We start from the raw sequence: 26,846 nt of genomic DNA, 5'->3' as shown, positions 1-26,846 counted from the left end.
CCCGCTCCCCGCCTCGCTCGGCCGGGCGGCCGGGCGGCCGGTGGTCCCCCCCCCCCGCGCCCCCGCCCCCCCCCCCCCACGGCCCGCTGAACCCGGAGGGCCGACCGCCCGACCTGGTCGGCGACCAGGAACCGAACCGCCGGATAAGGGAGTTCCTCACGCCCCCGGACTAGCGGAGCGCCCCAGGGCGTCCCGTACCGCCTCCTGCGTACGCCCGAGAACCGCCGTGCCGTCGTCCGCCGTGATGATCGGCCGCTGGATCAGCTTCGGGTGCGCGGCGAGCGCCGAGATCCACTGCTCCCGCGCACCTGCCTCCCGCGGCCAGTCCTTCAGGCCCAGCACGACCGCCGCCTGCTCCTGGATGCGGGCGATGTCCCACGGCTCCAGGCCGAGCCGCCCGAGCACCGCCCGGATCTCCGCCTCGTCGGGTACGTCGTCGAGGTAGCGCCGCACCGTGTAGTCGGCCCCCTCCTCGTCGAGCATCTGCATGGCGGAACGGCACTTCGAGCACGCGGGATTGATCCAGATCTCCATGCCCCAAAGGTACCTCCCGCCCCACCGTTACCCGGGTCCAAATGCCGTCTGGCCAGCGGCGATTGTCAGTGGTGGGCAGTAAAATGGAGGCAGTTCGAGAGGGTTGACGACCGCATCAGGAGGATGCCCGTGGCCGCTGCCGTACTCATGACGAATACCCTGCCCAAGAAGCCGAGGAAGGCGGTTGGATCCGACCGGGGGCCGCTGCGGAAGAAGCCGCTGCCGGCCGGTCTGCCGCGCGAGTGGTACATCTCCCACAACCGCCGTCTCAAGGCCATGCGCCTGGCGATAGCCCTGATGGACACCGGGGTGTACGTCCCCGAGAAGGCGACCAACCGCAAGATCCGCGCCACCGCCGCCCGCGCGGGCATCCACCCGCCGTCCGCCACCACGTGCCGGATGGTCCGCGATCTGATCCGCGCCGAGCGGGGCTGATCGCACCACCCGCCGGGCCGCACCACCGGGCCGCACCGCCGTGCACACGGCCTCGCCCCGCGCACGACGGAGCCCCGCCACCTCCCGGGAAGGGCGGTGACGGGGCTCCTGTGGCGGGCGCTCCGGCCTAGAGGTCGAAATTTAGGTGGGAAGCGCGTCTGACATGCAGATACATACGAATCATCGAAGATGATTTCACAATCGGCGCACTCCCTGGGGAGGCTCGCGAGCGGAGAGGCCGCGCCCTCACCGGTACCCGCGCAAAGGTCGACCGGCGCGCCACTGGCGATCAGTGTGCACGGGCGATCCTCGGCCTGATCAACCAGCGGGCGTGGTTCGGCGCGGTCGATAGGGCGGCGGGCCAGAGCGGTCGGGGTCCGCAGGCCGAACCAGCCGGGGAGCGGAACGGGTTGACGCCGGGCGCCGCCGATGTCGAGCAGGTCGGTCAGCGCCGGAGGATACCGGCCAACACGCGCAACACGAGGAGCAGTTGGTTGAGCATCAGCTCCAGGATTCGCGCGGCCGCATGTCGACGATGGCTTCGGCGCGACCACACCGCAGGCAGGACAACGCCCAGATAGAGCAGCAGGAAGACGACTAGAACGACGCCCGGAGAGGAGAGCACGGCCGCACCGGTCCGGCCCGCATCGGCGTGTTGCACGAGAGGATCCCTTCGTGGAGAACAAGTCGACCGGACTCTCGCTGTTCGGCGGGCCCGTACGGAACCCGGTTTCTTCGTTTGTACAGTCGAAGCCGAGGGTGGGAGGTCACCGGGCGTACGCCGAAGGGCCGTCCAACGGCGAAGCGAGGCAGATCGGACAGGGAGCGGCATGCCGGGCAGTGCTGAGGAGCGGTTTCGATCGGACCTACGAGCCCTGGGGGAGTGGCGCCTCAGCAGGCTCAGGCCCGTGCCGGCTTTGCGCAGACTCGCGACCAGCGCCGGTGTCGAATCACCTTCGACGGTTGGCGGCTGGCTCCTCGGACGGAACCTGCCGACGTCCGCGGAGCGCCTGAGGGGGCTGGTCCGTGCGATCGGGGCCGAGGCGAAGCGCCAATGTGTGGAGCCGTTGCCCGATGAGCGGCACCTCTTTGACCTCGACCACTGGCGGCGTCGCCATCGGGATGCCGTGGCCGAGCGGATTCACAGGCAGAGCGGCGGGAGCGCGCGGCAGTCGGTGCGCTCGGACGGAGAGCCCGGCAGCATCGGCTCCCTCGATCTGCCACGTCCGATGGCCGACTGGCGACCCGACCGACTAGGCGTGCATGCGGCGATCGCCGATCCGCTGCGAACGGCCGCCACGGGCTTCTTGCTCCCGGAGTACATTGCCCGCCGTCACGACCAAGAGGTGCGAGACCTGCTGACGGTTGCCGCGTCTGAAGGGAACCCTCTCCTGCTCGTGCTGAACGGGTACAGCTGTACCGGGAAGACCCGCACGGCGTACGAGGCGGTTGCGGCCTGCCTTGCCGACTGGACCCTGGCGTATCCGAAGGACGCCGACAGCATGTATCGGCTGCTTGTGGCCGATGCCCTCACCCCACGCACCGTGCTCTGGCTCAACGAGGCACAGGAACTGCTCGGCGGCCCCGGAGGTGAGACCGCTGCCGCCGCCCTGCGCCGACGGCTGGAGCAGCCGGAGCCGCTAGTGGTCATCGCTACCCTGTGGCCGGCCCACCGACACGAACTGACCGAACGTCCGACTGGCGTGCAGGATCGCCATCCCCAGGCCAGGGCGCTGCTCGCGACGGCGCGCGTGATCACCGTTCCTGCGGTCTTCGACAGCTCGGCATTGAGGCGGCTGCACGAGACGGACGATGGTTCGCTGGCCGTTGCCGCGCGAAGCGCTCCGGACGGTTCCGTCACCCAGACCCTGGCGGGGGGCCCGGCCCTGGTCCAGTGGTACGAGCAGGCAGACGGAGCGCAGGATTGCTACGGCAAGGCTGTTGTCACTGCTGCGATGGACGCGCGCCGACTTGGCCACACGTCGCCGCTCCCTTTTGCGCTGCTGGAAGCTGCCGCATCCGGCTATCTCACGGACGCTCAGCGCGCCGCAGCGCCCGCGGACTGGTCCGAGACCGCGTTGACCTTCGCACGGACCAAGGTCAAGGACGTGGTTGCGGCGCTCGGCGACGTGGCGCGCGATCACGGCATGGGCGCTCGGACGGGACTGTGCCGCCTGGCGGACTACCTCGATCACTATGCCCGGACTGCTCGGCGTGAATGCTTCCCGCCTGCCTCTTTCTGGCACGCCGTCGAACACCACGCGGCGACCGCCACTGACCTGTACGAACTGGCCCGCTCCGCAGAGCACCGGGGGCGGCTGCGCCTGGCGGCCGCACTGCTGTGGCGTGCGGGGGATGCAGGGCACGGTCCGGCGTGGGAGGCGATCGTCACGATGATGGCGTACCGGGACCTGACCGAGGAAGCCGAGACACTGGCGCGATCGGTCCTCCGGAGCGGGGATCCGGAGCCGATGCTGGCTCTGGCCTGGACACTCAGCGAGTTCGATGATCCCGACGGGACAGAGCGGCTGGTCAGAGAAGCGGCCACGACGAGGAGGGCTTCCGCACTGACCTCGCTGGCGGCGGTTCTGTCCCACGGGCCGGAGGCAGAAGCGGCATTGGCGGATGCTGTCGCGCTCGGAGATCCGGAGGCACCCTTCCTGCTGGCTGAACTGCGCCGAAACGCGGGCGACCTCGTGGAGTACGAACGCCTCTTGAAGCTGGGCGCTTCGGCGGGTGACCGAAACGCCAAAGGTGCACTGGTGACGCTCAAGTGTCGTGCTGACGAGTGGGACGAGGCTGAGCGACTGGCTCGCACGTTCGCGGAGCGCGGCGACGGGTTCGAATTAGCCACGATGGCGATCGAGCGGGTTCGGGGCGGCGACCGGGCAGAAGCCGAACGGCTGGCCTGGACGGCCATTGAGCTGGCAGACCGGGACGCGCTCGACGCAGCGAAACCGCCTTGGCAGGGTGCGACGTTCGCTGCTGCCACTGTACTTCTGGGTCGGCACTTCGACGACGCGATCGAGGCGGAGCCGATTCTGCACCGGCTGGCGGAGTTCCGGAACCCGCAGACCTGGGCAGTGGCGGCCTGGCACCAGGAGGCACGCCACCCAGACCGGGCTGAGGCTCTGCATCGGCGAGCGGCAGAGAGGGGGGACCTCTACGCGTTGAGGCGGCTGGCCATGATGGAACGGCACCGAAACGCGGTCGACGCCGAGCGCACGCACCGTGCGGCGGTCGATGCTGGCGGTGGCGTCGGACTGCTTGCTGCTCTCTGGGAGGAGGAAGGCAGGGCGGAGGAGGCTGAGCAGGCGCGTTGCTACGGTCTGGAGATCGACGGTTCGATCGCCGATCCCTGGACTTTCTAGCACCTGACCTGCAGAGGTTGGCTTCAGCTGCTGGGCCCGGTGCACCTCGGGTGCATACCTGGTGGGGTCAGCGCCCGGGGCGGGAAAGGCGCCGGGTGAGGCCGGCGATGACGGTGGTAGCCAGGAGCCAACCGGCTATCGCGGTTGCCCAGGCGACCCACGCAGTGTTGCCGGAGGGCGTGAATGCCTTCTCCTGACCGAGGTCCAGGACGGGCAGGATGACGTCGAGGGCGAACGCGACTGGTTGGAAGGCTGGACCGTTGGCGCGGACGGGCTGTGGTGGTACCGCTGCGAAGACGATGGCGACAAGTGTGGTGAGGGCAAAGAGCCACACGAGAGCGCGCCCCGGACGGTATCCGTAGCCGACGGTGAGGTCTTCGAAGTACCCCCAGAGCCGGGTAGGTAGCTGTGCGGAGCTGCGTCGCCTTCGGTGGCGGGCCAGCTGCACGGTTTGGGCATCATCGTCATGGCCGAGCTGCTGGTAGTAGGCGGCCAGGCGCTCGTACGCGTGAGGGCTGTACTCGCTGCTGCGATTGAGCCATGCCAGACGTTGGGCAGCCGGCAGCAAAGGGCGGAGGTCTTGGTAGGTCAGTCCGTCCAGCTCGATTCGCGGCGGCCATGCGTGGGGGGAATCGTTGATACGACCGATGGTTGCAGCACGAAGGTCACACACGGCAGGCCGAGGGCCGGTCGAGGTCATGTCCAGGACCTCCACGGTTGCATGCTGCAGATCGATGGTCGACGCGTCGGCGAATTCGGAGTCGGCCAAGCGCAGCGTGCCCTTGATTTCGGCACGTGGCAAGGTGATGCCGCTTGTGATGGTCGCTCCGTCGTCAAGATTGAGGTTCGCTTCCACGCAGATTCCTGGGGCACGGAATGCGTGACCGCCGTGAGATGTGAGGGTGCAGCCGGAGAATTCGATTGACTCGCCGACGGTGGCAGCGAAAAGGTTGACACCGCCGTGTGCTGTCAGATGCTTGCTGTAGATTCCCCCGCCAACTCTTACCGAAGGGGCACTGACAGCCCAGCCGGTATGGTTGCTTATCGCAGCTCTGTTCAACCACCATTGACCGCCGATGGTCGCCCCGAAAAGCGAGATTCCGCCCCCGTCGATGGATAGTTCTGCACAGTGGAGATCTTGGGTGGTGCGGAGGCCGTCGCAGCGAAGAGAGGCATGTCCAGTGCTGCTCAGGCGGCCTTTGGTCACTTCAAGTGTGAAAGATTGAGCGCCCCAGAGGTTGATCCCACCCACGGCGTTGATGGCGTGTGCGTATAGTCCGCCGCCGACGCGTAGCTGGGGTGCATGCAAGGCATATCCTGAATCCTCGCTGGCCAACTCGGCTCCATTGATCCACATGTCGCCGGTGATATCGGATCTGAAGAGAGATACGGCTCCGCACACCGCTCGGGAGAGGGTGAGGTCGCCCTCTACTTTCATCCTGTCCGCATGCAAACCCGGAAGCGAAGAACCAGTGACGTCAACTGAGCGGAGGGAGGCGTCGCTTAAGTTGACGGCGTGAGTGAAACGGCAGTCAATGAAGGCTACGGGAATCTCAACTCTCGCGTGCGACAGCTGAAGACTTCCCGTGATGGTGGCGCCGATCAGATGCAGTCGTGGCACCGCACCGGGTTGCGGAAGCGGAGGGTGCAGTAGGAGCTGCGCGATGGCTTCTGCTGCTACCTCCCGGCCCTGCCCGGTTGTGCTCTCGGACGTAGGAGCGGAGAGATCCAGAGCCAGGCCCGCGCGAATCGCGTGCCATAACTGCTGAGCGTTGGGCGGCCATTGAGCCGGGGGCGTGGGCATAGCTCATTCCATCACCGCAGTCTCCATGTGACGGAGGGTTGCACAAGATCCTGCGCCTCTACCGGCACGAACTTCGCTGCCCGATGAGTCAGGGAACCGGGCGATCGTGGTGCCTTAACGGGGGCAAGGGGTGGCGGAGCGCCACGTGGCGACCAGAGGGCGAGGGTACGACCAGGCTTGAGGCGCGGAGGGATGACGGGCAGGAGCAGCCCAGGGGCGACGAGGCCGCCGGCGCCGAACACGGTAGTAGAGGCGACGAAGGTGGGGTTGCTCAGTCGGCCGTAGTGCGACCGTGCTCGGCGAATCTGGAGTCCTGCAAGGTCCAGGCCGGTGACTCGGATGCGAGGTGGGGCGGCGTTGTGGCCGGGCCCCAGCCGAGCTACAACACCCGCTTGAAGCTCAAGTCGGGGCTGAGAATCTCAGCGCGTGGTCCGCGTCCTGGTCTCGTCGGTCAGCCCATCCGTAATCATGCAGCCCTCGTCATGGTAGATCTCGGTGGGGCCGTGCCATAAAGCAAGTGAGGCCGCCACCCCCGTGGGGGCGGCAGCCTCACTGTTACTGACGCTACGTCAGGGAATCGGTCGGGCAGTGCGCCAGGGGCAGGAGCAAGCGGGAACAGGGCGCCCTGCGGTGAAGTGTTTTCGCAGGTCAACGTAAGTTCTCGGGATTGCTGCCCAGGTCGCCCAGACCTGATCTTTAGAGGTCGAAGTACAGCTCGAACTCGTGCGGGTGCGGGCGCAGCTGGATCGGGGCGATCTCCTGCGTGCGCTTGTAGTCGATCCACGTCTCGATCAGGTCGGGGGTGAAGACACCGCCGGCCAGCAGGTACTCGTGGTCGGCCTCCAGGGCGTCGAGGACGGCCGGCAGCGAGGTCGGGACCTGCTGGACGTTCGCGTGCTCCTCGGGGGCGAGCTCGTAGAGGTCCTTGTCGATCGGCTCCGGCGGCTCGATCTTGTTCTTGACGCCGTCCAGGCCGGCCATCAGCAGGGCCGAGAACGCCAGGTACGGGTTGGAGGACGGGTCCGGGGCGCGGAACTCGACGCGCTTGGCCTTCGGGTTGGAGCCCGTGATCGGGATGCGCATCGCGGCGGAGCGGTTGCGCTGCGAGTACACCATGTTGACCGGCGCCTCGAAGCCCGGGACCAGACGGTGGTAGGAGTTCACCGTCGGGTTGGTGAACGCCAGCAGCGACGGGGCGTGCTTGAGGATGCCGCCGATGTAGTAGCGGGCCATGTCGGAGAGACCGGCGTAACCCTGCTCGTCGTAGAACAGCGGGCTGCCGTTCTGCCACAGCGACTGGTGGACGTGCATGCCCGAGCCGTTGTCGCCGAAGATCGGCTTCGGCATGAAGGTCGCGGTCTTGCCGTTGCGCCAGGCGACGTTCTTCACGACGTACTTGAAGAGCATCAGGTCGTCGGCGGCGGCGAGCAGGGTGTTGAACTTGTAGTTGATCTCGGCCTGGCCGGCCGTGCCCACCTCGTGGTGCTGACGCTCGACCTGGAGGCCGTTCTTGTCCAGCTCCAGGGAGATCTCGGCACGCAGGTCGGCGAAGTGGTCGACCGGCGGGGTCGGGAAGTAGCCGCCCTTGTACTTGACCTTGTAGCCGCGGTTGTTCTCGGTGGAACCGGTGTTCCAGGCTCCGGCCTCGGAGTCGATGTGGTAGAAGCTCTCGTTCGCCGACGTCTGGAAGCGGACGTTGTCGAAGACGTAGAACTCGGCCTCCGGGCCGAAGTACGCGGTGTCCGCGAAGCCGGTGGAGGCCAGGTACGCCTCCGCCTTCTTGGCGATGTTGCGCGGGTCGCGGCTGTACTGCTCGCCCGTGATCGGGTCGTGGATGAAGAAGTTGATGTTCAGCGTCTTGTCACGACGGAACGGGTCCAGGCGGGCCGTCGACAGGTCAGCGCGCAGCGCCATGTCGGACTCGTGGATGGCCTGGAAGCCGCGGATCGACGAACCGTCGAACGCCAGCTCCTCGTCCGGGTCGAAGGCCGCTGCGGGGATCGTGAAGTGCTGCATCACGCCCGGCAGGTCGCAGAACCGGACGTCCACGAACTTGACGTCGTTGTCCGCGATGAACTTCTTGGCTTCGTCGGCGTTCCCGAACATCCAGCTCCTCCTACTCCCACCCGGGGCCGGGCAGGGTTGCCGCTCTTCTGCGGGTCTTCGTGCGGGTCCAGTGCGGTGGCACACGCTGGCGTCGACCATAGGCAGACGGGATTTCTCCAGCATGACCCATTTGTTTCGCCCAAGTTAACCAGCCCGGTCCGGCGGCGCCCCGCCGGGCCGCGCGACCGCCACCGCTCCGGGCGTATGCCCGCACGCGCTGCGGCCATACGCCCGCCCCGCCCGGACCGTCACGAAAGGGGGCGCAGTACCGTGGACGGGTGGACAACAGGCAAGCAATCGGATCGTGGCTCTCCGGGCCGCGCGCGGCGGCCGAGGAAATGGGCGCCGACTTCGGACACCGGGGCAAGCGCCTCGGCCTGCCCCCCGAGGGGCCGGGCTCGGTGGCCCCGGTGGGCCGCCGCTTCGGCGCCCTCTTCGTCGACTGGCTGCTGTGCCTGCTCATCGCGTACGGGCTCTTCGCCCGCGGCGACTCCCAGGCGGCGGGCAACTGGGCGCTCGGCATCTTCCTGGTGCTGAGCGTGCTGACGGTGGGCACCATCGGCTGCACCCCCGGCAAGCGGCTCTTCGGACTGAGGGTCGTCTCCGAGCACGGCGGCCGGCTCGGCTTCGGCTGGGTCGTGGTGCGCAGCGTGCTGCTCTGCCTGGCGGTCCCGGCCCTGATCTGGGACCGCGACGGCCGCGGCCTGCACGACCGCCTCGCCCGCGCCGTACAGGTCCGGATGTAGTGCCCTTGCCGCCCGGCGTACGCACGACAGCAGGACGGCCCCGGAACCAGTCGGTTCCGGGGCCGTCTTCTGCGTAGAAGGAACGGGAGGCGGGATCAGCGGCCGCGCGGCATCTTCATGCCCTTGGGCATCGGGCCCTTCGGCAGCGGCATGTTGCTCATCAGGTCGCCCATCGCGCGCAGCCGGTCGTTGGTCGCGGTGACCTGCGGGCCCGTGAGGGTGCGCGGCAGCTTGAGCATCTTGGTGCGGACCTTCTTCAGCGGCACCTGGTCGTCACCGTTGCCGACCATGATGTCGGTCACCGGGACCTCGGGGCCGACGATGCGGGCCATCTTCTTCTTCTCGGCCGCGAGCAGCGTCCTGAGCCGGTTCGGGTTGCCCTCGGCGACCAGCACGATGCCTGCCTTGCCGACGGCCCGGTGGACGACGTCCTGGTTGCGGTTCATCGCCACCGCCGGGGTCGTGGTCCAGCCGCGGCCGACGTTGTCCAGCACCGCGGCCGCAGCACCCGGCTGCCCCTCCATCTGACCGAAGGCAGCGCGCTCGGCGCGGCGTCCGAAGATGATCGCCATTCCGAGGAAGGCCAGCAGGAAACCGAGAATGCCCAGGTAGACCGGGTGACCGATCAGGAATCCGAGGCCGAGAAGGACACCGAAAATGACGATGCCCACGCCCGCGACGACAAGACCCACCTTGGGGTCGTTGCGCCGGGTCATCTTGTACGTCAGGGCAATCTGCTTGAGTCGCCCCGGGTTCGCAGTGTCCGCGTTCGCTGCGCGTTCCTTCCTCGCCATACGAGAAAGTTTACGTTGCCTAGGACGTACGAGCGGACACGGCCTCCAGCACGTGTTCCGTCTCCACCCGGTCCTTCGCCCGGCGCCGGTCCTCCAGTACGGAGGTCCAGGCGTTGCGGCGGGCGGTGCGCTGCCCGGTGCCGATCAGCAGCGACTCGACGAGCCGGAGGGCGTCGGTGACGGACGGGACGGTGTGGGCGCGTACGGCCTGCATGTCGGGGGTCTCCCTCGTGGGAACGGCGTATCGGCGATGACCGGAGAACTGCGGTGCGTCAACCCAGGGTCACCGAATGGTGTTACCAGGACGTGACCGACCGGTCAAACACCGATGAAACCTTGACCGTACGGGCGAAAACACCGCCGCGGCCCGTACGACGCCCCGACCTGCGGGAGCGGTACGGACCGCGTCCTTGCGGCCGGAGCCGGCACCGTCGTGCTGTGCCGGGATTCACATGGTGGTCACACCGCGGGCGATGCCGCCACCGGAGTGCCGCGGCGCTCCATCGCCTGGCCGTACAGCCGGCCCGCGCGGTAGGAGGAGCGGACCAGCGGCCCGGACATCACACCGGAGTAGCCGATCGCGTCGGCCTCGTCCTTCAGCTCGACGAACTCCATCGGCTTCACCCAGCGCTCGACGGGGTGGTGCCGCGGCGAGGGGCGCAGGTACTGGGTGATGGTGATGAGCTCGCAGCCCGCCTCGTGCAGGTCGCGCAGTGCCTCGCTGACCTCTTCGCGGGTCTCGCCCATGCCGAGGATCAGGTTCGACTTGGTGATCAGGCCGGCCGCGCGGGCCTTCGTGATGACGTCGAGGGAACGCTCGTAACGGAAGCCGGGGCGGATCCGCTTGAAGATGCGCGGCACCGTCTCCACGTTGTGCGCGAAGACTTCGGGGCGGGACTCGAAGACGACGTCGAGCAGCTCGGGCACCGCGTTGAAGTCGGGGGCGAGCAGTTCCACCTTGGTGCGGCCCAGCTCGCGCCCGGCCGTCTGCTGGTGGATCTGGCGCACGGTCTCCGCGTACAGCCAGGCGCCGCCGTCCTCGAGGTCGTCGCGGGCGACGCCGGTGATGGTGGCGTAGTTCAGGTCCATGGTGACCACGGACTCACCGACGCGGCGCGGCTCGTCACGGTCCAGCGCCTCGGGCTTGCCGGTGTCGATCTGGCAGAAGTCACAGCGCCTCGTGCACTGGTCGCCGCCGATGAGGAAGGTTGCCTCGCGGTCCTCCCAGCATTCGTAGATGTTGGGACAGCCAGCCTCCTGGCACACCGTGTGCAGTCCTTCGCCCTTCACCAGGGCCTGCATCTTGGTGTACTCGGGACCCATCTTCGCCCGGGTCTTGATCCACTCGGGCTTGCGCTCGATGGGGGTCTGGCTGTTCCGGACCTCCAGGCGCAGCATCTTGCGACCGTCGGGTGCGACAGCGGACACGTCCAGCACTCCCTTTTGCCAAAAACGGCTTCGATTCCTCGGCGGACACCAGGGTACGCCCGATATTTGTGCGGCTCTACGTCCGGACAACCTGCGGCCGGACAAGCGCATTCCCTAGGCGGAGGCCGTCTCGGGAGCCTTCTCCACCACGCGGGGCGCGAGGGCGGCCCCGGCCATCACCTCGCGCAGGTGCTTCTCCACCACCGGCAGCACCTCCCCGATGGTGATCTCCCGGCCCAGTTCACCGGCGAGCGAGGCGACCCCGGCGTCCCGGATGCCGCAGGGCACGATCCGGTCGAACCAGGTGTTGTCCGGGTTCACGTTCAGCGAGAAGCCGTGCATGGTGACGCCCTTGGCGACCCGGATGCCGATCGCCGCCAGCTTGCGGTCCTCGCGCCGCTGACCGGCGTTGGACGGCGCGTACTCGGGGCCGTTCAGCCGGGCGTCGAACTCGGGGTCGGAGAGCCGGGGGTCGAAGTCCAGCGAGAGGCCGCCGATCGCCGGACGCCGCTCGACGGGGTCGCCCAGCACCCACACCCCGCTGCGCCCCTCGATCCGGGTGGTCTCCAGGCCGAAGTCGGCACAGGTGCGGATCAGCGCGTCCTCCAGACGCCGCACGTGGGCGACGACATCGACCGGGCGCGGCAGCTTCTGGATCGGATAGCCGACCAGCTGCCCGGGGCCGTGCCAGGTGATCTTGCCGCCGCGGTCCACGTCCACCACGGGAGTCCCGTCCAGGGGGCGCTCGCTGTCGGCGGTGCGCCGCCCCGCCGTGTAGACGGGCCGGTGCTCCAGGAGCAGACAGGTGTCGGGCACCTCGTCCGCGAACCGGGCGGCGTGCACCTCACGCTGCTTCTGCCAGGCCTCCCGGTACTCGACGGCATCGCCGCCGAATCCCCATCGGACAAACCGCAGCTCACTCACGGTGGTGTCTCCTTCGTATCGCCACGCCCCAGCCACTGTACGGCGGCCAGGACCGCGCCCCGGTGGCAGGGCGAGGACAGGGCGCAGGCCGGGATCTCCGTCAGCGCCTTCAAGGAATCGTCACACGATCGGATGAAGCAGAGGCGCAGAGGCCTGTTGGCGGGCCCAGGATCGCTAAATTCGCGCCGTTCCATGAGGGCTGCCAGCCGGGGCCCGGAAGGCAGGAGAGCTCAGAGCTGATGACGGAACGACCTCCGCAGCGCATCCCCAACCGACAGCTCGCCGCGCTCATCGCGGAAGCGGGATTCTCCAACGCAGGGCTGGCCCGACGCGTGGACCAGCTGGGACTGGAGCACGGCCTGGACCTTCGGTACGACAAGACGTCCGTCACCCGCTGGCTGCGCGGCCAGCAGCCCCGCGGCACCACCCCCGCGCTCATCGCCGAGGTGTTCACCCGCCGCCTGGGCAGACGGCTGTCCGCCCAGGACCTGGGCCTGGACGCGTGCGCCCCGGTCTATGCCGGGCTCGAATTCGCGGCCACCCCCGAGGAGGCCGTCGACATCGTCAGCGGCCTCTGGCGCAAGGACTCCGGCAGCCACGCGGAACTGCGCAAGATCGCGTTCACCCCGGCCGGTCTGGTGGTCCCCAGCAGGGACTGGCTGATCGGGCGGGCGGACGACCGGGTGGGCCGGGGCGCCGAGCCGCCGCCGGGCGTGGCCGCCGCTGCCGCCCGGGTCCCCTCCCAGGGCAGGCCGGTCCTCGCGATGCCCCGGCAGCGGCAGACCGACCGGGGGCCGGGGCAGCGGGTCACCGGAGGCGACATCGCCGCCCTGCGCTCGGTGGCCGAACTCTTCCGCACCCTGGACCACGCCTACGGCGGCGGTCACGCCCGCCAGGCCCTCGTGCGCTATCTGGAGCACGAGGCGGAACCCATGCTCCGCGGGGTCTACGGCGAGGCCACGGGGCGGCGGCTGTTCTCCGCGGCCGCCGATCTGACCCGGCTGGCCGGCTGGACCGCGTACGACATCGCCGCGCACGGTCTCGCCCAGCGCTACTTCGTGCAGGCGCTGCGGCTCGCGCAGGCGGCGGGCGACCGGGCGTACGGCTCCTACGTGCTGGTCACCATGAGCCGCCAGGCCGTCTACCTCGGCCACGGGCGCGAGGCCGTCCAGCTGGCCAGGGTCGCCCAGCAGGGCGTCGGCGCCTCCGCGCCGCCGGTCGTCCAGGCCCTGCTGCACGCGGTGGAGGCGCGCGGGCACGGGGTGCTCGGCGAGGTGCGGGCCTGCACGTCCTCGCTGGTGCGGGCGGAGCGGGCGATGGAGGCGTCCAGGCCGGGGGACGACGTACCGCACTGGGCGTCGTTCTTCGACGAGGCACAGCTCGCCGACGAGTTCGGCCACTGCCACCGGGACCTCCAGCAGTACCGGGCCTCGGCACAGCACGCCGAGAAGTCCCTGCAACTGCGCCCGCACGGCTACGCGCGCAGCAGGCTGTTCTGCCGGGTGGTGCTCGCCCAGGCCAGACTCGGCCTCGGCGAACTGGACCAGGCGTGCGCGCTCGGCGCGGAGGCGGCCCAGCAGGCCCTGGAGATGCGGTCCGCCCGCGCCACCGAGTACGTGCGGGAGTTCGAGCGCAGGCTGGAGCCCTACCGGGACGCCGCCGCGGTCCGGGGCTACCGGGACCGGGTCGCCGCTCTGGGCTGACGGCCCGGCTGCGGGCCCGGGCTGACGGCCCGGTTCCGGCGGCGGCCGGGGGTGCGCGGAGCCGTTGTATACGGCGGCGGGCCCGGGGCACCGTCCGCGGGTTACGCGGAGCGGCGGGCTCCGCGTACCGGCCGCCGGTTACGCGCAGTGGCAGACCCCGGGCCCCGGGCACCTGCCGCCAGTTGTGCGGAGCGGCGGGCTCCGCGCACCGGCCGCCGGTTACACGCAGTGGCAGACACCGGGCACCTGCCGCCAGTTGTGCGGAGCGGCGGGTTCCGCACACCGGCCGCCGGTTACGCGGCCCCGCGCAGTTCGTCGGCCGCGTAGCCGGGGCGGATGCCGAAGTCGCGGAGGATCTCCCGGGCGGCGCGGCGGCCCGAGTGCAGGGCGCCCTGCACGGTGCTCGTCTCGCGGTGGTCGCCGCACACGTACAGACCGGACAGCAGCCGCACCGGCCGCCGCACGTCGTGCGGTGCGGGCATGGCCGGCACCGCCTCCGGGTCGTGGTGGACGGCCAGCAGCTCCCAGCCGTCCGTCGGCGTGCCGTAGAGCCGCGCCAGGTGCGCGCGGGCCTCGTCCGCGAGGCCGGGGCCCGGCGTGCCCAGGACCGTGGAGGAGATCAGCGCCCTGCCGTCGGGCGCCCGCGTGGGATCGACCGCGCTGACGACGGCGGTGTGCGAGACGGGGCCGCTCCGGTCGGCGTCCAGGACCAGGGCGGAGCCGGTCGGGGGCGCCGATTCGGCTGTGTGGTGCAGCACGGTGACGGGATGGAAGCCGGGCACCCGCAGCCCGGGCAGCAGTTCGGCGGCGGTCCGCGCCCCGGTCGCCACCAGGAGGGAACGGCAGCCCAGTACGCCGTCCTCCTCGGTGGTGACCGAGGAGATCGACGCCCCGGTGACATGCACCCCGGTCCGTACGGTGCCCGGCGGCAGGGCGGCCGCCAGCAGCTCGGGAAGAGTCGCCGCTCCGCCCTCGGGCAGACAGAGCCGGCCGCGGGCGAAGCCGCGCAGTGCGAGATCGGCGCACCGGCTGGAGGTGGTGAGGGCGGGGTCGCAGAGCAACGCGGAGAGCAGGGGCCGCAGGAAGCCGTCGACCGTGCGGGACGGCAGACCCCGGCGGGTCAGGGCCTCCAGCGCCGGGAGCTCGGGCCGCGAGAGCAGCCGGTCCACCGGGGTGGTCGCGAACCGGCCCAGGGCGGCGCCGAGCCGCGCCTGGTCGAGCGGACCGCCCAGCGGGCGGGCCGCCCCGGACTGCGCGGGGAGCCCGGCCCGGGGATGCGTACCTGCGCGGCCCCCGGCACCCCGGGGGGCGCTCGCGAGGGCGCGCGCCGCAGTGAGTGCGCCCCGCGCGCTCCGTACCCCGCCGGTCTCGCCCGCCCGGTGGCGGCGGCCCTCGCTGTGGACCAGCACGCCCGGGGCGAACGGGCGGAGCACCAGCCCCTCCAGGCCCGGAGTGCGCGTCAGCTCCGGGTACGCGGTGCTGAGGACCTGACCGATACGGTCGAGCCGGAACCCGTCGATCCGTTCGGTGGACATCCGGCCGCCCACGCGGGGGGCGGCCTCCAGGACCCTGACGGTGACACCTGCGCCGATGAGCTGGTGGGCCGCGCAGAGTCCGGCGACCCCGGCCCCCACGACGACGACGTCCGCATGGTGTGCTGTGGTGAGCACGTGCCCCTCCCCGAGGTCGGCCCGGCTGGGCTGTGGTGCAGGGCTCATGCCCCGAACAGCCGTGCGGAATGCCCGCGCCGGGGGTGCAGCGTAGAAGTCGGCACACCCTCTCCGGCAGGCGCGCACCGGCCGGGCACCGGTGCACGGCGGTCGCACGCGACGGGCGGAACCGGACCGTGGACGCGGCCGTGCGCCCCTGCTACGGGACGCTCCTCGGCCGCTTGCGGGGACACGCCGCAGGCCTCCGCGGCGGCCCCAACCGTCAGCGGCGGCCCCCGCAGCGGCCCACACGGCGGCAGTGGTCCACGGCCCCCGCGGCAGCCCACCCGTCAGCAGCGGCCCACACGGCAGCAGTGCCTCATGGCCCCCGCCTCGGCCGCTTCTGAGCCGCGGCCCGTGGCCGGCCGCCCGGCCCGTTCCTCACCCGCTGCGCAGCGCCGCCCCGATCGCGTCGTCGACCGCCGGGAAAGCGAACGAGAACCCGGAGTCCAGGAGCTTGCGCGGCACCACCCGCTGACTGCCCAGCACGTCGTCCGCCAGCTCGCCGAGGGCGACCCGCAGCACGGGCTCCGGCACGGCGAAGAGCGTGGGCCGGCGCAGTACCCGCCCCATCGCCGCCGTGACCTCCCGGTTGGTGACCGGTTCGGGGGCGGTCAGGTTCACCGGGCCGGACAGCGACTCGGTGTCGAGGAGGTGCCGCAGCGCCGCCACCTCGTCGTGCAGGGCGATGAAGCTCCAGTACTGGCGGCCGTTGCCGAGCCGCCCGCCCAGGCCCGCCCTGAAGAGCGGGAAGAGCCGGCCCCAGGCCCCGCCCTCCCGCGCCACGACCAGGCCGGTCCGGGGGAACACCGTCCTGATCCCCGCCTCCTCGGCCGGGGCCGCGGCCTCCTCCCAGTCCACGCAGAGCGACGGCAGGAACCCGTCACCGGGCGGAGCGTCCTCGTCCACCTTCCGCTCGCCGGTCTCCCCGTAGAAGCCGAGCGCGGAACCGCTGACGAACACCCGCGGCGGCACGTCGAGCGAGGCGACCGCCTCCGCGACGGCGGAGGTGCCCAGCAGCCTGCTCTCCCGCAGCTCCCGCTTGTACGCATCGGTCCACCGGTGGTCGCCGATGCCCGCACCCGCCAGATGTACCACCGCCTCGCACCCGACGAGCCCGCGGGTGTCGACGTAACTGCGCTTCGGGTCCCAGGTCACCTCGTCCCGGGACCTGGCCGGGCGTCGTACGAGACGCACCACCTCGTGTCCGTCCGCGCGCAGGGAGCGTGTCAGTGCCGTGCCGATGAGGCCCGTCGAGCCGGTGATGGCGATCCGCATGGGGTCATCCTGCCCCGGAACCGGGCACGCGTGCGCGCCGTGGCACAGTGACCGCCATGTCAGAGCCCGCGCCCCCGCGCCCCGCCGCTCCCTCGATACGCCCCGCCACCGCCGCCGACGACGTGGCACTCGGCCGGCTCGACCGGGAGACCTGGTCCCCGCTGCACGCCGTGACACCGCTGCCCGAGCCGCCGTACGGCCCGTACTTCGACGACAGCCACCGCCCCGAGGACGTCCTGGTCGCCGAGGACACGCCCGGCGGCGAACTCTGCGGCTACGTCCGCCTGGTGCACCCCACCCCGCTCGCCTGCAACATGCACGTCCTGCAGATCAACGGCCTCGCCGTGGCCGAGCACGCCCGCGGCCGGGGCATCGGCCGGCTGCTGGTGCGGGCCGCGCGCGCCGAGGCCGCGCGACGCGGCGCCCGGCGCATCACCCTGCGGGTGCTCGGCCACAACGCGCCCGCACGCGCGCTGTACGAGGCGGAGGGCTACGTGGTGGAGGGCGTGCTGCCCGGCGAGTTCTACCTGGGCGGCGCGTACGTGGACGACGTACTGATGGGACGCCCGGTCCAGGACGGCTGACCGGCGGAGGGGCACCGCACCCCGCCGATCCCGAACGGCGCGAAGGGGACGGCGCGGGCATAGTGATCAGCAGGGTTGCGCGTACGGGACGACTCCCGCGCGCGTCGCCCGCTGTCCCTGTCGTCGGCCCCGAGGAGCCCTGAGCGCGATGAGCTCGGTCCGCGCGCGACGGGGGGACGAGGTCCCCCGATGGCTCAGGGGCGAGAGGGCGCCGCTCTGGCTGCGGCTGCTGCCCGTGGCGGTCATCGTGGTGCTGATGGTGGCCGACCGGGTCACCCCCGACGAGGTGGAGCTGAGCTACTACCTCGCCGCGCTGCCGCCCCTTTCCGCCCTGCTGTACGGGCCGCTGAGCACGGCGGCCGTGGGGGTGGTGGTCGCCCTCTTCGCGCTGCACGGCGGCGACGACTGGGGGCACCGCGACGGAGTGCTGCTCTCCCTGGTGCTGCTCTGCGCGACGAGCGTGGTCATCTCCTGGTCGCGCACCCGCAGGGACGCCCGGCTGGTGACGGTCGGGACGGCCGCCGAGGTCGCCCAGTTCGCCGTGCTGCCCCCGCTGCCGGAGACGGTCGGCCGGGTGCACTGCTTCGGCCTCTACCGCGCCGCCGAGCTGGGCGCCCTGGTGAGCGGGGACCTGTACGACGTGCGCGCGGGACCGAACGGGGTGCGTGCGGTGCTCGCCGACGTGGAGGGGCACGGGCCGGGCGCCGTCGCCACCGTCTCCGCACTCCTCGGCGCCTTCCGCGAGGCGGCGCTCGACGACGCGGACCTGCCCGCGGTGGCCGCCCGGCTGGACCGGCGCCTGGTCGTCGACTCGGCGCGGGTGGAGCACGCGGAGCTGTTCGCGACCGCCGTGCTCATGGAGTTCGCCGAGGACGGCCTGTCCGTACGGGTGGTCTCCTGCGGCCACCCGCCGCCGCTGCTGCTGCGCGGGGGCCGGGTCAGCGAGATGTGCCTCGACCCCGCGCCGCCGCTGGGACTGGGGCTGACCGGGATCGGCCCGCCGGCGGTCACCGTCGTACCGCTGGAGCCCTGCGACCGGATCCTGGCCCACACCGACGGCATCACCGAGGCCCGCAACGCGGCCGGTGAGTTCTACCCCCTGGCCGACCGGCTCGAGGCACTCGGCCCGTCCGGCGGAGACCTGGGCGACCTGGCGGAGGCCGTCCAGCGCGACCTGGTGCGGTTCGCGGTACGGGTCGAGGACGACGTGGCGCTCCTGCTGGTGGAGCCGGACCCGGAGAACTGCCCCGAAGGCCGGAACTGAGTCTGCCCGGGCGCGGGGGCCCGGGCAGACGGAGGGTGGGGGCAGGCCTAAAGACGGCAGAGGCGGTCGCCTCGGCGTTCACGGAGCTGGGCTGGTCGTCTTCGCGGAGCTGGGCCGGTCGTTTTCGCGGAGCTGGGCCGGTCGTCTTCGCGGAGCCGGGCCGGTCGTCTTCGCGGAGCCGGGCTAGTCGCCGAAGCGTTCCCAGAGCTGGGGGTAGCGCTCCGCGAGCGCCGCGTCGTCGTCCAGGTCGATGGCCGTCCCCTCCGGTTCGGCGCTCTGGGCCGGCACCCCCAGATCCGGCGCCACCGACCCCGTCAGCTGTTCGTACGCCTCGTCCGCCGCGTACCCCAGCTCCTCGCCGTCCCCGTCCAGCTCGTCGTCGAAGTCGTCCAGCAGAGCGGCCAGGTCGTCCGGCTCGTGCAGCGCGCCCTCGAAGACCTCCCGGCCCTGGCCGATCAGCCAGCACCGGAAGTAGTCGAACGCGTCGTCGCTCGCGCCGCCGAGCAGCACGACCGCCGCCCCCCACAGATCCCACCGGTACGCGCGGTTGTAGCGCACCTCGAAGTGTCTGGCGAAGTCGAGCACGGAGTCGGGGTCCGACTGGAGCAACCTTTCGACCAGCAGGTCGGCGTGGTCCTCGGGGTCGCCCCCGGCGGCCTCGCGGGTGCTGTCGACCATCTCCCAGAATTCCGTCTCGTCCATCACGAGGTACAGCATCGGGCTTCGGCGGGTGCGGCGCACGCGGAGAGCCCGGATCACAGCTGTCTCGTTACTCACGTTCCCGCTGGTGGCGTTCGCCGATGCCGGTCCGGGCGGCCTCCCGTTCGAGACACACCACTTCCGGTGGGTACTTCGTGTGACCGTCCCAAGATTCACTCGTTTGAAGGGCAAAGCGACGCACACACACTCACTCGCGAAGGGGATGCCCCCGCCATGGACACCGAAGACCGTACGGAGCCGGCGGCCCGGGCCGCCGCCCCGCGGCCCCCACTCAGCGTGGAACAGGCCGAAGCGGCACTCGTCGAGCACTACCCGCGCCTGGTCCGGCTCGCCTTTATCACCCTCGCGCCCTCACTCGGCCGCCACCGCAGGGTCCTGGCCGCCCACGGGATCGTCCAGCGCGCCCTCCCGGCCCGCCGGACGCGCAAGAGCCCGCCCGTCCCCGCCCCGCGCACCGGCCCCGCCCCACCGGCCTCCGCCCCCCACAGCGCCGCGTACGCCACCCTCCGGGCCCGGGTCCTGCGGGAGGCCCTCGCGTACGGCAAGCGCCCCGGCTGGTGGCCCAGGAGGGGCCCGGGGCCCGGGACGCTGCGCCATCCGCTGCCCGCCGTCTGGGGGCTGCGGATCTTCCCCGCCGCGGGCGGCGCCGACGAACTCACCCTGGAACAGGCCCTGTCCGGGGCCGACGCCGCCACCCGCGCAGCTCTCGCCCTGCGCCGCGTGGAGGGCCTGGACGAGGGGGCGGCCCGCACCCTCCTCGCCGAGGCGGGCGCCCCCGAGCCCGCCCTCTCGGTACGCACCGCCGAGCGCCTCGGCAGGCAGGCCCTGGGGGAGCAGGACCGGGAGGGGAGCGCCGGAGCCCGGCACCCGCTGCTGTCCGGCGAGTTCGACCCCTGCTTCGTGCACACCCGCCCCACGGACCTGCTGCGCCGCCGCCACCGCGTCCGTACCGCCGCGGCGGCGGTCGTGGTGGCCGCGGTGGCGGCCGCGACCCTGCCGCTCGTGCTGCGGGACGGCACGGGGGACTCCGCTCGGCGGGCCGCGGCCACCGGCCCCGTCAACGCCTCCATAGCCCAACGGGTTCTGGACCCCGCGAACCTGGTGCGCGCCGGGAGCCAGGAGTGGGCCGACACCTCACGCGTCGACTTCACCGTCTGGCCCGCCAGGGGCGACCGCAAGGACGACACCGCCCTGCTGGGCCGCGCCCTGAAGGTGTGGTCGAGCCCGGCCCCCGCGGTGCGCCTCACCAGCACCCCCGGCACCGGAACGGAACCTCCCACCCGGCCGCCCCGGCTGCTGTACGCGGGAGACGTCGACGGCACCTCGGTCGTCCTGCTGAACGACGGCGACCGCACCGTCCGCTACGCCGAGCCCGCCGGACCCCCCGGGGCGGAGCAGGCCCCGGCGCTCGACTTCGTCCGCACCGACGACGCCGACGTGGTCACCGGCGCCGCCCTCGTCGTCACCCGCGACGGCGCCCGCACCCGCTTCCTGCTGGCCCCCTGGATCGACGAGAGCACCACCCGCGACCTGCTCAGGCCGGGAGCGCCCGGCCGCGGCCTGGACGTACGCGGCGACGGCGTCACGGACCCGGTGCCCCGCCCCGGCGCGAGCGGGACCTGCGACTCCTGGCCGGTGCTCCAGCTCCGCTCCTCCGAGCTGATCGTCGAGAAGCACGCGTTCCTCCTCACCGACCTCGGCGACCTGGCCCCCGTACACCTGACGTACACCCCGCCGCCGGGCAGCGGCGCTCCCGCCAGGCAGCCGCGTGAGGCGACCGGTGCCTCCGCCCTGCGGAGCTGGGCGCGCACCGCCTGCCACCTGCCGTCGCTGCGCGGCGCGGGCGTACGGGCCGTCAACAACTGGGTGTACGCCCAGCAGACCCTCCCCGAGGCGGCGGGCCGGGCCGACTGGGTGTGCACCCGTGCGGACACCTGGCGGGGCCCCGGCCGCGTACTGGTCCAGCTCCAGCTGCCCGGGACCGCGCCGACCGCGCCCGGTGTGCCGGTCGCCGCGGTGCGCGACACCGCGTCGTGCAGCCGGTTCGGCCAGCACGTGGTCGCCGGGGCCGGCTGGCGGGCGCCGAAGTCGGGCGCCTGGTACCTGCTGGCCGCGGGCAGCAGGAAGGTCACCAGGGTCGAGGCGAGCGGTGGGGTGAGGGCCGCCGCCGCCGGACCGTTCCTCGCGGTCCGGGCACCGCAGGGGGTGAAGGCGGAGCTCCTGGCCCGGACGGCGGACGGATCCCGGCTGCCGGGGCTGCGCTGAAGTTCCTCGCGGCCCGCCGGAAAACCGGACAGGAGCTGTCCGGTTGGGCAGGAATGCTCGGTCGTACCGCACGAGGACGACGAAGGTCGTACCGCACCAGGACGACGAAGGAGCACACCATGGGCGATCTGACCGGCAGGACCGTACTGGTCGCAGGAGCCACCCGGGGCGCAGGGAGGGCCATCGCGGTCCAGTTCGGCGCTCGGGGCGCCACGGTCTACGTCACCGGCCGCACCACCCGCGCGAAGGCGAGCGAGGTCGGCCGTACGACGGAGACCATCGAGGAGAGCGCGGAACTCGTCACGGCGGCGGGCGGCGAGGGCATCGCCGTCCCCACCGACCACCTGGAGGTGGACCAGGTCCGCGCACTGGTCGAGCGCATCGACCGGGAGCGGGGCCGGCTCGACGTCCTGGTGAACGACATCTGGGGCGGCGAGCACCTGGTCGAGTTCGGCAAGAAGATGTGGGAGACCGAACTCGCGCACGGCCTGCGGATGCTGGAGCTCGGCGTCAGGAGCCACATCATCACCAGCAGCTGCGCCCTGCCGCTGCTGGTGCGTCACGAGGGCGGACTCGTCGTCGAGATCACCGACGGCACGGCCGAGACGAACAAGGAGTTCCGCGAGAACTTCTACTACGACCTGGCGAAGAACGCCCCGATCCGGATGGCCTCGAACCTCGCGCACGACCTCAAGGACGTCGCAGGCACGGCGGTCTCCGTCACCCCCGGATTCCTCCGCTCCGAGCAGATGCTGGACCACTTCGGGGTGACGGAGGCGAACTGGCGCGACGCGATCGCCCAGGAGCCCGCCTTCGCCATCGCGGAGTCACCGCTCTACGTCGGCCGGGGCATCGCGGCACTCGCCGCGGACCCGGAGCGGGCGCGGTGGAACGGGCAGTCGCTCTCCAGCGGACAGCTGGCCAAGGAGTACGGGGTGCGCGACGCGGACGGGTCGCAGCCGGACGCGTGGGGATTCCTCAAGCCGTTCACGGCGGGGGAGGCGGTGTCGGCGGAGGACTACCGCTGAGAGCACGCACAGCCGGGGCGCGGGGCGGGAGCCCCGGCCGTGCGGCATCGCGTGCGCCCGGCCGTGCGGCACCGCGTGCGCCCGGCGGTACGGCACCGCGTGCGCCCGGCGGTGCGGCATCGCGTGCGCCCGGCGGTGCGGCACCGCGTGCCCCCGGTCCCCGGCCGGGCCTGCACTGCCCGCCCGCGCGCCCTCACTCGCCGGAGCCGGCCGGGCCGCCGTACAGCTCCGCCATCCGGTGGGCCGCGCCGGCCAGCAGCGCGCGCAGTTCCGGCGGGGACAGCACCTCCGCCTCCGCCGCCAGCCCCAGGAACTGGGAGTACGCGACGTCCACCGACTCCACCGGTACGGTCACGGTCACCCGGCCCCGCCCGTCCGGCGGGCCGGCGGCCGCCAGGGCCTCCCGGGCGGCCACCGGGTCCGTGACCCGGGGCAGGGCCAGGGCGCCGGCCGGAGTCAGCCTCAGCACCGCCTCCGCGCGCAGGATCGAACGGTTGAACTCCGCCGCCCGCTCCTCCCAGAACCGCGGGAGGTCGAAGTCCTCGTCCCGTACGAAGGGTTCGTCGGTGACGGTCACCGCGGTGAAGCGCTCCAGCCGGTAGACCCGTACGTCACCGGACTCCGTCCGCGCGCACACGTACCAGATGCCGCCCTTGAGGACGAGGCCGTAGGGCTCCAGCCGGCGGGCCACCTCGCGGTCGGGCCGGCCGTAGCGGGTCTCGGCCACCCGGTCGCCCCACACCGCCTCCGCCATCGCGGGCAGCAGCTGGGGGGTGCGGGGCTCCTGGTACCAGCCGGGGGCGTCCAGGTGGAAGCGCTGCGCGGCGTTCGCGGAGGCGTCCCTGAGGGAGGGCAGCAGCGCCGCGGAGACCTTCAGCCGGGCCGCCGACGCCGCGTCCTCGAGGCCCATCTCCCGCAGCGCGCCCGGCAGTCCGGACAGGAACAGGGCCTCCGCCTCGGTGCGGGCGAGCCCCGTCAGGCGGGTGCGGTAGCCGCCGATCAGCCGGTAGCCGCCCGTCCTGCCCCGGTCCGCGTACACCGGGACGCCCGCCTCGGACAGGGCCTGGGCGTCGCGGGTGACGGTCCGCTCGGAGACCTCCAGCTCCCTGGCCAGCTCGGCGGCGGTCATCATCGGCCGGGACTGGAGGAGCAGCACCATCTTGATCAGCCGTGCAGCGCGCATGCCCCACATCATGCGGGACGGCGAAGGGCCGGTGCCCGGTACGCGCGGGGCACGTGCCAGGACGGCCGGTGCCCCGCACGCACAGGGCGTGCGGGGCACCGGCCGGACAGGGACGGGCAGGCCGTCAGAGGCCGTACCGCTCGCGGGCCTCCTTCACCTGCGAAGCCGGGACGGTGCCCTTCTTCGCGAGCTGGGCCAGCGTCGCCACGACGATCGACTGCGCGTCGACGCCGAAGTGGCGGCGGGCCGCCTCACGGGTGTCGGAGAGGCCGAAGCCGTCCGTGCCCAGCGAGGTGTAGTCCTGCTCGACCCACTGGCTGATCTGGTCCGGGACCTGACGCATCCAGTCGCTGACCGCAACGACCGGACCGGGCGCGTCGGCAAGGGCCTGCGTCACGTACGGGATCCGCTGCTCGCCGCGCAGGAGGGCCTCGTCGGCCTCCAGCGCGTCGCGCCGCAGCTCGCCCCACGAGGTGGCCGACCACACGTCCGCGTGCACGTTCCAGTCGGCGGCCAGCAGCTCCTGGGCCTGAAGGATCCAGTGGATGGCCGTACCCGAGGCGAGCAGCTGGGCGCGCGGCGCGTCCGCGGGAGCGGCAGCGGCCTCCTTGAAGCGGTAGAGACCGCGGACGATGCCCTCCTCGACGCCCTCGGGCATCGCGGGCTGCGGCATCGGCTCGTTGTAGACCGTCAGGTAGTAGTAGACGTCCTCCGGCTTCTCGCCGTACATCCGCCGCAGACCGTCCTGGACGATCACCGCGACCTCGTAGGCGAACGCCGGGTCGTAGTTGAGCGACGCCGGGTTGGTGGCGGCGATCAGGTGCGAGTGGCCGTCCGCGTGCTGGAGGCCCTCACCGGTGAGCGTCGTGCGGCCCGCGGTCGCGCCGACGATGAAGCCCTTGCCGAGCTGGTCGGCGAGCTGCCACATCTGGTCGCCGGTCCGCTGCCAGCCGAACATCGAGTAGAAGATGTAGAACGGGATCATCGTCTCGCCGTGCGTGGAGTACGCGGTCGACGCGGCGATGAAGTCCGCCATGGCCCCGGCTTCGGTGATGCCCTCGTTGAGGACCTGACCGTCCTTGGCCTCCTTGTAGTACATCAGCTGGTCGCGGTCGACCGGGTCGTACGTCTGGCCGAGCGGCGAGTAGATGCCGGCCGAGGGGAACAGCGCCTCCATGCCGAAGGTGCGCGCCTCGTCGGGGACGATCGGCACCCAGCGCCTGCCGGTCTCCTTGTCGCGCATCAGGTCCTTCACCAGGCGGACGAACGCCATGGTGGTGGCCATGCCCTGCTTGGAACCCTTCTTCAGGGCGGCGAAGGACTTCTCGGCGGGCATCGGCAGCGGCGCCACCGGGTGCACCCGGCGGGCCGGGGCCGGGCCGCCGAGGGCCGCGCGGCGCTCCTGGAGGTAGCGGACCTCGGGGGAGTCGGCGCCCGGGTGGCCGTAGGGGACGAGCGAGTCGTCCAGCTGCGCGTCCGGGATCGGCAGCTCCAGGAGGTCGCGCATGGCGCGGAACTCCTTGCCGGTGAGCTTCTTCATCTGGTGGTTGGCGTTGCGCGACTCGAAGGTCGGGCCGAGCGTGTAGCCCTTCACCGTCTGCGCGAGGATCACGGTCGGCGCGCCCTTGTGCTCGACGGCCGCCTTGTACGCCGCGTACACCTTGCGGGCCTCGTGGCCGCCGCGCGAGGTGTGGAAGCACTCGGCGATCTTCGCGTCGGTCAGGACGTCGGCGAGCTGCTTGAGGGCGGGCTCGGCGCCGAAGAAGTGCTCGCGGATGTACGCCACGTCACGGGTGGCGTACGTCTGGAACTGGGCGTCCGGGACGGCCCGCAGACGGCGCACCAGCGCGCCCGTGGTGTCGAGCTGGAACAGCTCGTCCCAGGCGGAGCCCCAGAGCGTCTTGACGACGTTCCAGCCGGCGCCGCGGAAGGCGCCCTCCAGCTCCTGCACGACGCGGAAGTTGGCGCGGACCGGACCGTCCAGGCGCTGGAGGTTGCAGTTGATGACGAAGGTCAGGTTATCCAGGCCCTCGCGCGCGGCCAGCGTGAGCGCCGCCGTCGCCTCGGGCTCGTCCATCTCGCCGTCGCCCAGGAACGCCCAGACGTGGGAGTTCGAGGTGTCCTTGATGCTGCGGTTCTCCAGGTAGCGGTTGAACCGCGCCTGGTAGACCGCGGACAGCGGGCCCAGGCCCATGGAGACGGTGGGGAACTCCCACAGCCAGGGCAGCCGGCGCGGGTGCGGGTAGGAGGGGAGGCCGTCGCCGCCCGCCTCCTGCCGGAAGTTGTCGAGCTGCCGCTCGTTGAGGCGGCCGTCGAGGAAGGCGCGCGCGTAGATGCCGGGGGAGGCGTGGCCCTGGATGTAGAGCTGGTCGCCGGAGCCGTCCCCCTCCTTGCCGCGGAAGAAGTGGTTGAAGCCGGTCTCGTACAGCCAGGCCGCGGAGGCGAAGGTGGCTATGTGGCCGCCGACCCCGTACCGGGAGCCGCGGGTCACCATGGCCGCCGCGTTCCAGCGGTTCCAGGCGGTGATCCGGCTCTCCATCTCCAGGTCGCCGTCGAAGGCGGGCTCGGAGGCGGTCGGGATGGTGTTGACGTAGTCCGTCTCCAGCAGCTTGGGCAGCGCGAGACCGGCGGCCTCGGCGTGCTGGAGGGTGCGGCGCATCAGGTATTCGGCACGGTTCGAACCGGCGGCCTTCGCGACGGCGTCGAGGGAGGCCGCCCATTCGGCGGTCTCTTCGGTGTCGCGGTCCGGGAGCTGGTCGAGCTCGCTCGGACGGTTGCGTACGGAGTCGGTCATGACGCCGCCTTCCGGTAAAGGAGGGGGTGGGGTGAAGAGGTGGAACAGGGGTGGTGCGGGGGTCTGTGTCTGGCAGGACGGGACCCGGGGTGCGGACCGGATGAGGTCCGTCGTCGACTGTAAGCAACTGATCGATGATCGATCAAAGTTTGGGAGCAAAAAATTCTCCCGTGGAC

The 26,846-nt window shown here is 71.6% G+C and carries 21 protein-coding genes and 1 pseudogene; 8 read left to right on the top strand and 14 right to left on the bottom strand.

Features of this window, described 5'->3' with window-relative positions; all coding sequences use genetic code 11:
- Window positions 1–156 precede the first annotated feature (156 nt).
- Window positions 157–534: an arsenate reductase family protein gene (locus ACFWVV_RS28345; RefSeq protein ID WP_384344931.1), complete on the bottom strand. Its 378-nt coding sequence runs from the start codon at window positions 532–534 to the stop codon at window positions 157–159.
- Between the two features lie 147 nt (window positions 535–681).
- On the opposite strand from ACFWVV_RS28345, the gene ACFWVV_RS28340 reads away from it, so the two are divergent.
- Window positions 682–969: a hypothetical protein gene (locus ACFWVV_RS28340; protein WP_384345115.1), complete on the top strand. Its 288-nt coding sequence runs from the start codon at window positions 682–684 to the stop codon at window positions 967–969.
- 445 nt (window positions 970–1,414) lie between these two features.
- Here the strand turns inward: ACFWVV_RS28340 and ACFWVV_RS28335 are convergent, their stop codons facing one another.
- Entirely contained in the window at window positions 1,415–1,630 is a 216-nt protein-coding gene (locus ACFWVV_RS28335) for a hypothetical protein (protein ID WP_384344928.1), read from the bottom strand.
- A gap of 247 nt (window positions 1,631–1,877) precedes the next feature.
- Between ACFWVV_RS28335 and ACFWVV_RS28330 the strand changes: the two genes are divergently transcribed.
- Window positions 1,878–4,340 (top strand): hypothetical protein, encoded by a 2,463-nt coding sequence (locus ACFWVV_RS28330; RefSeq protein WP_384344925.1) that lies wholly within the window; start codon window positions 1,878–1,880, stop codon window positions 4,338–4,340.
- Window positions 4,341–4,407: 67 nt separating this feature from the next.
- Here the strand turns inward: ACFWVV_RS28330 and ACFWVV_RS28325 are convergent, their stop codons facing one another.
- The 3 genes and pseudogenes from ACFWVV_RS28325 to glnA form a co-directional block, all read right to left on the bottom strand.
- Window positions 4,408–5,196, bottom strand: coding sequence for a hypothetical protein (locus ACFWVV_RS28325; protein WP_384344923.1), 789 nt, complete (start codon window positions 5,194–5,196; stop codon window positions 4,408–4,410).
- A gap of 1,046 nt (window positions 5,197–6,242) precedes the next feature.
- Window positions 6,243–6,562: pseudogene (locus ACFWVV_RS28320) on the bottom strand (SAM-dependent methyltransferase); the annotation flags it as partial.
- Between the two features lie 278 nt (window positions 6,563–6,840).
- Window positions 6,841–8,250 carry a type I glutamate--ammonia ligase gene (glnA, locus tag ACFWVV_RS28315; protein WP_384344920.1) on the bottom strand — a complete coding sequence of 470 codons (1,410 nt, stop codon included), beginning with the start codon at window positions 8,248–8,250 and terminating at the stop codon, window positions 6,841–6,843.
- A 278-nt stretch (window positions 8,251–8,528) separates the two neighbouring features.
- Between glnA and ACFWVV_RS28310 the strand changes: the two genes are divergently transcribed.
- Window positions 8,529–8,996, top strand: coding sequence for an RDD family protein (locus ACFWVV_RS28310; RefSeq protein ID WP_384344917.1), 468 nt, complete (start codon window positions 8,529–8,531; stop codon window positions 8,994–8,996).
- Between the two features lie 95 nt (window positions 8,997–9,091).
- On the opposite strand, the gene ACFWVV_RS28305 is transcribed toward ACFWVV_RS28310, so the two are convergent.
- The 4 genes from ACFWVV_RS28305 to lipB form a co-directional block, all read right to left on the bottom strand.
- Window positions 9,092–9,790: a DUF4191 domain-containing protein gene (locus tag ACFWVV_RS28305; protein WP_384344915.1), complete on the bottom strand. Its 699-nt coding sequence runs from the start codon at window positions 9,788–9,790 to the stop codon at window positions 9,092–9,094.
- Between the two features lie 19 nt (window positions 9,791–9,809).
- Window positions 9,810–10,004, bottom strand: a complete 195-nt coding sequence (locus ACFWVV_RS28300) for a hypothetical protein (RefSeq protein WP_384344913.1) — start codon at window positions 10,002–10,004, stop codon at window positions 9,810–9,812.
- A gap of 245 nt (window positions 10,005–10,249) precedes the next feature.
- Complete coding sequence (gene lipA, locus ACFWVV_RS28295; protein WP_384344910.1) at window positions 10,250–11,218, bottom strand: lipoyl synthase; 969 nt, start codon at window positions 11,216–11,218, stop codon at window positions 10,250–10,252.
- A gap of 114 nt (window positions 11,219–11,332) precedes the next feature.
- Window positions 11,333–12,142, bottom strand: coding sequence for a lipoyl(octanoyl) transferase LipB (gene lipB, locus ACFWVV_RS28290; RefSeq protein ID WP_384344907.1), 810 nt, complete (start codon window positions 12,140–12,142; stop codon window positions 11,333–11,335).
- Between the two features lie 239 nt (window positions 12,143–12,381).
- On the opposite strand from lipB, the gene ACFWVV_RS28285 reads away from it, so the two are divergent.
- Complete coding sequence (locus ACFWVV_RS28285; protein WP_384344904.1) at window positions 12,382–13,845, top strand: regulator; 1,464 nt, start codon at window positions 12,382–12,384, stop codon at window positions 13,843–13,845.
- A gap of 293 nt (window positions 13,846–14,138) precedes the next feature.
- Here the strand turns inward: ACFWVV_RS28285 and ACFWVV_RS28280 are convergent, their stop codons facing one another.
- A complete protein-coding gene (locus ACFWVV_RS28280; RefSeq protein ID WP_384344901.1) occupies window positions 14,139–15,515 on the bottom strand; it encodes an NAD(P)/FAD-dependent oxidoreductase in 1,377 nt (458 codons plus the stop codon).
- A gap of 420 nt (window positions 15,516–15,935) precedes the next feature.
- On the bottom strand, window positions 15,936–16,832 hold the full coding sequence (locus tag ACFWVV_RS28275) for a TIGR01777 family oxidoreductase (protein WP_384344898.1): 897 nt from the start codon (window positions 16,830–16,832) through the stop codon (window positions 15,936–15,938).
- A 56-nt stretch (window positions 16,833–16,888) separates the two neighbouring features.
- Here ACFWVV_RS28275 and ACFWVV_RS28270 point away from each other — a divergent pair, with 56 nt between their 5' ends.
- Both ACFWVV_RS28270 and ACFWVV_RS28265 read left to right on the top strand, forming a co-directional pair.
- On the top strand, window positions 16,889–17,416 hold the full coding sequence (locus ACFWVV_RS28270; RefSeq protein WP_384344894.1) for a GNAT family N-acetyltransferase: 528 nt from the start codon (window positions 16,889–16,891) through the stop codon (window positions 17,414–17,416).
- Window positions 17,417–17,564: 148 nt separating this feature from the next.
- Window positions 17,565–18,680: a PP2C family protein-serine/threonine phosphatase gene (locus tag ACFWVV_RS28265; protein WP_384344891.1), complete on the top strand. Its 1,116-nt coding sequence runs from the start codon at window positions 17,565–17,567 to the stop codon at window positions 18,678–18,680.
- 183 nt (window positions 18,681–18,863) lie between these two features.
- On the opposite strand, the gene ACFWVV_RS28260 is transcribed toward ACFWVV_RS28265, so the two are convergent.
- On the bottom strand, window positions 18,864–19,382 hold the full coding sequence (locus ACFWVV_RS28260; protein WP_384345112.1) for a DUF4240 domain-containing protein: 519 nt from the start codon (window positions 19,380–19,382) through the stop codon (window positions 18,864–18,866).
- Between the two features lie 231 nt (window positions 19,383–19,613).
- Between ACFWVV_RS28260 and ACFWVV_RS28255 the strand changes: the two genes are divergently transcribed.
- Together ACFWVV_RS28255 and ACFWVV_RS28250 are read left to right on the top strand one after the other, a co-directional pair.
- On the top strand, window positions 19,614–21,665 hold the full coding sequence (locus tag ACFWVV_RS28255; protein WP_384344888.1) for a hypothetical protein: 2,052 nt from the start codon (window positions 19,614–19,616) through the stop codon (window positions 21,663–21,665).
- 119 nt (window positions 21,666–21,784) lie between these two features.
- Window positions 21,785–22,693, top strand: coding sequence for an SDR family oxidoreductase (locus ACFWVV_RS28250; RefSeq protein WP_384344885.1), 909 nt, complete (start codon window positions 21,785–21,787; stop codon window positions 22,691–22,693).
- A 193-nt stretch (window positions 22,694–22,886) separates the two neighbouring features.
- On the opposite strand, the gene ACFWVV_RS28245 is transcribed toward ACFWVV_RS28250, so the two are convergent.
- Window positions 22,887–23,876: a helix-turn-helix transcriptional regulator gene (locus tag ACFWVV_RS28245; RefSeq protein ID WP_384344882.1), complete on the bottom strand. Its 990-nt coding sequence runs from the start codon at window positions 23,874–23,876 to the stop codon at window positions 22,887–22,889.
- 124 nt (window positions 23,877–24,000) lie between these two features.
- A complete protein-coding gene (gene aceE / locus ACFWVV_RS28240; RefSeq protein WP_384344879.1) occupies window positions 24,001–26,670 on the bottom strand; it encodes a pyruvate dehydrogenase (acetyl-transferring), homodimeric type in 2,670 nt (889 codons plus the stop codon).
- Window positions 26,671–26,846 lie beyond the last annotated feature (176 nt).

This window comes from Streptomyces sp. NPDC058663, from assembly GCF_042716745.1.
In the GTDB taxonomy this organism is placed as follows: domain Bacteria; phylum Actinomycetota; class Actinomycetes; order Streptomycetales; family Streptomycetaceae; genus Streptomyces.
Note: the sequence above shows the minus strand (reverse complement) of the source record. Positions and strands in the feature narration are given on the sequence as shown.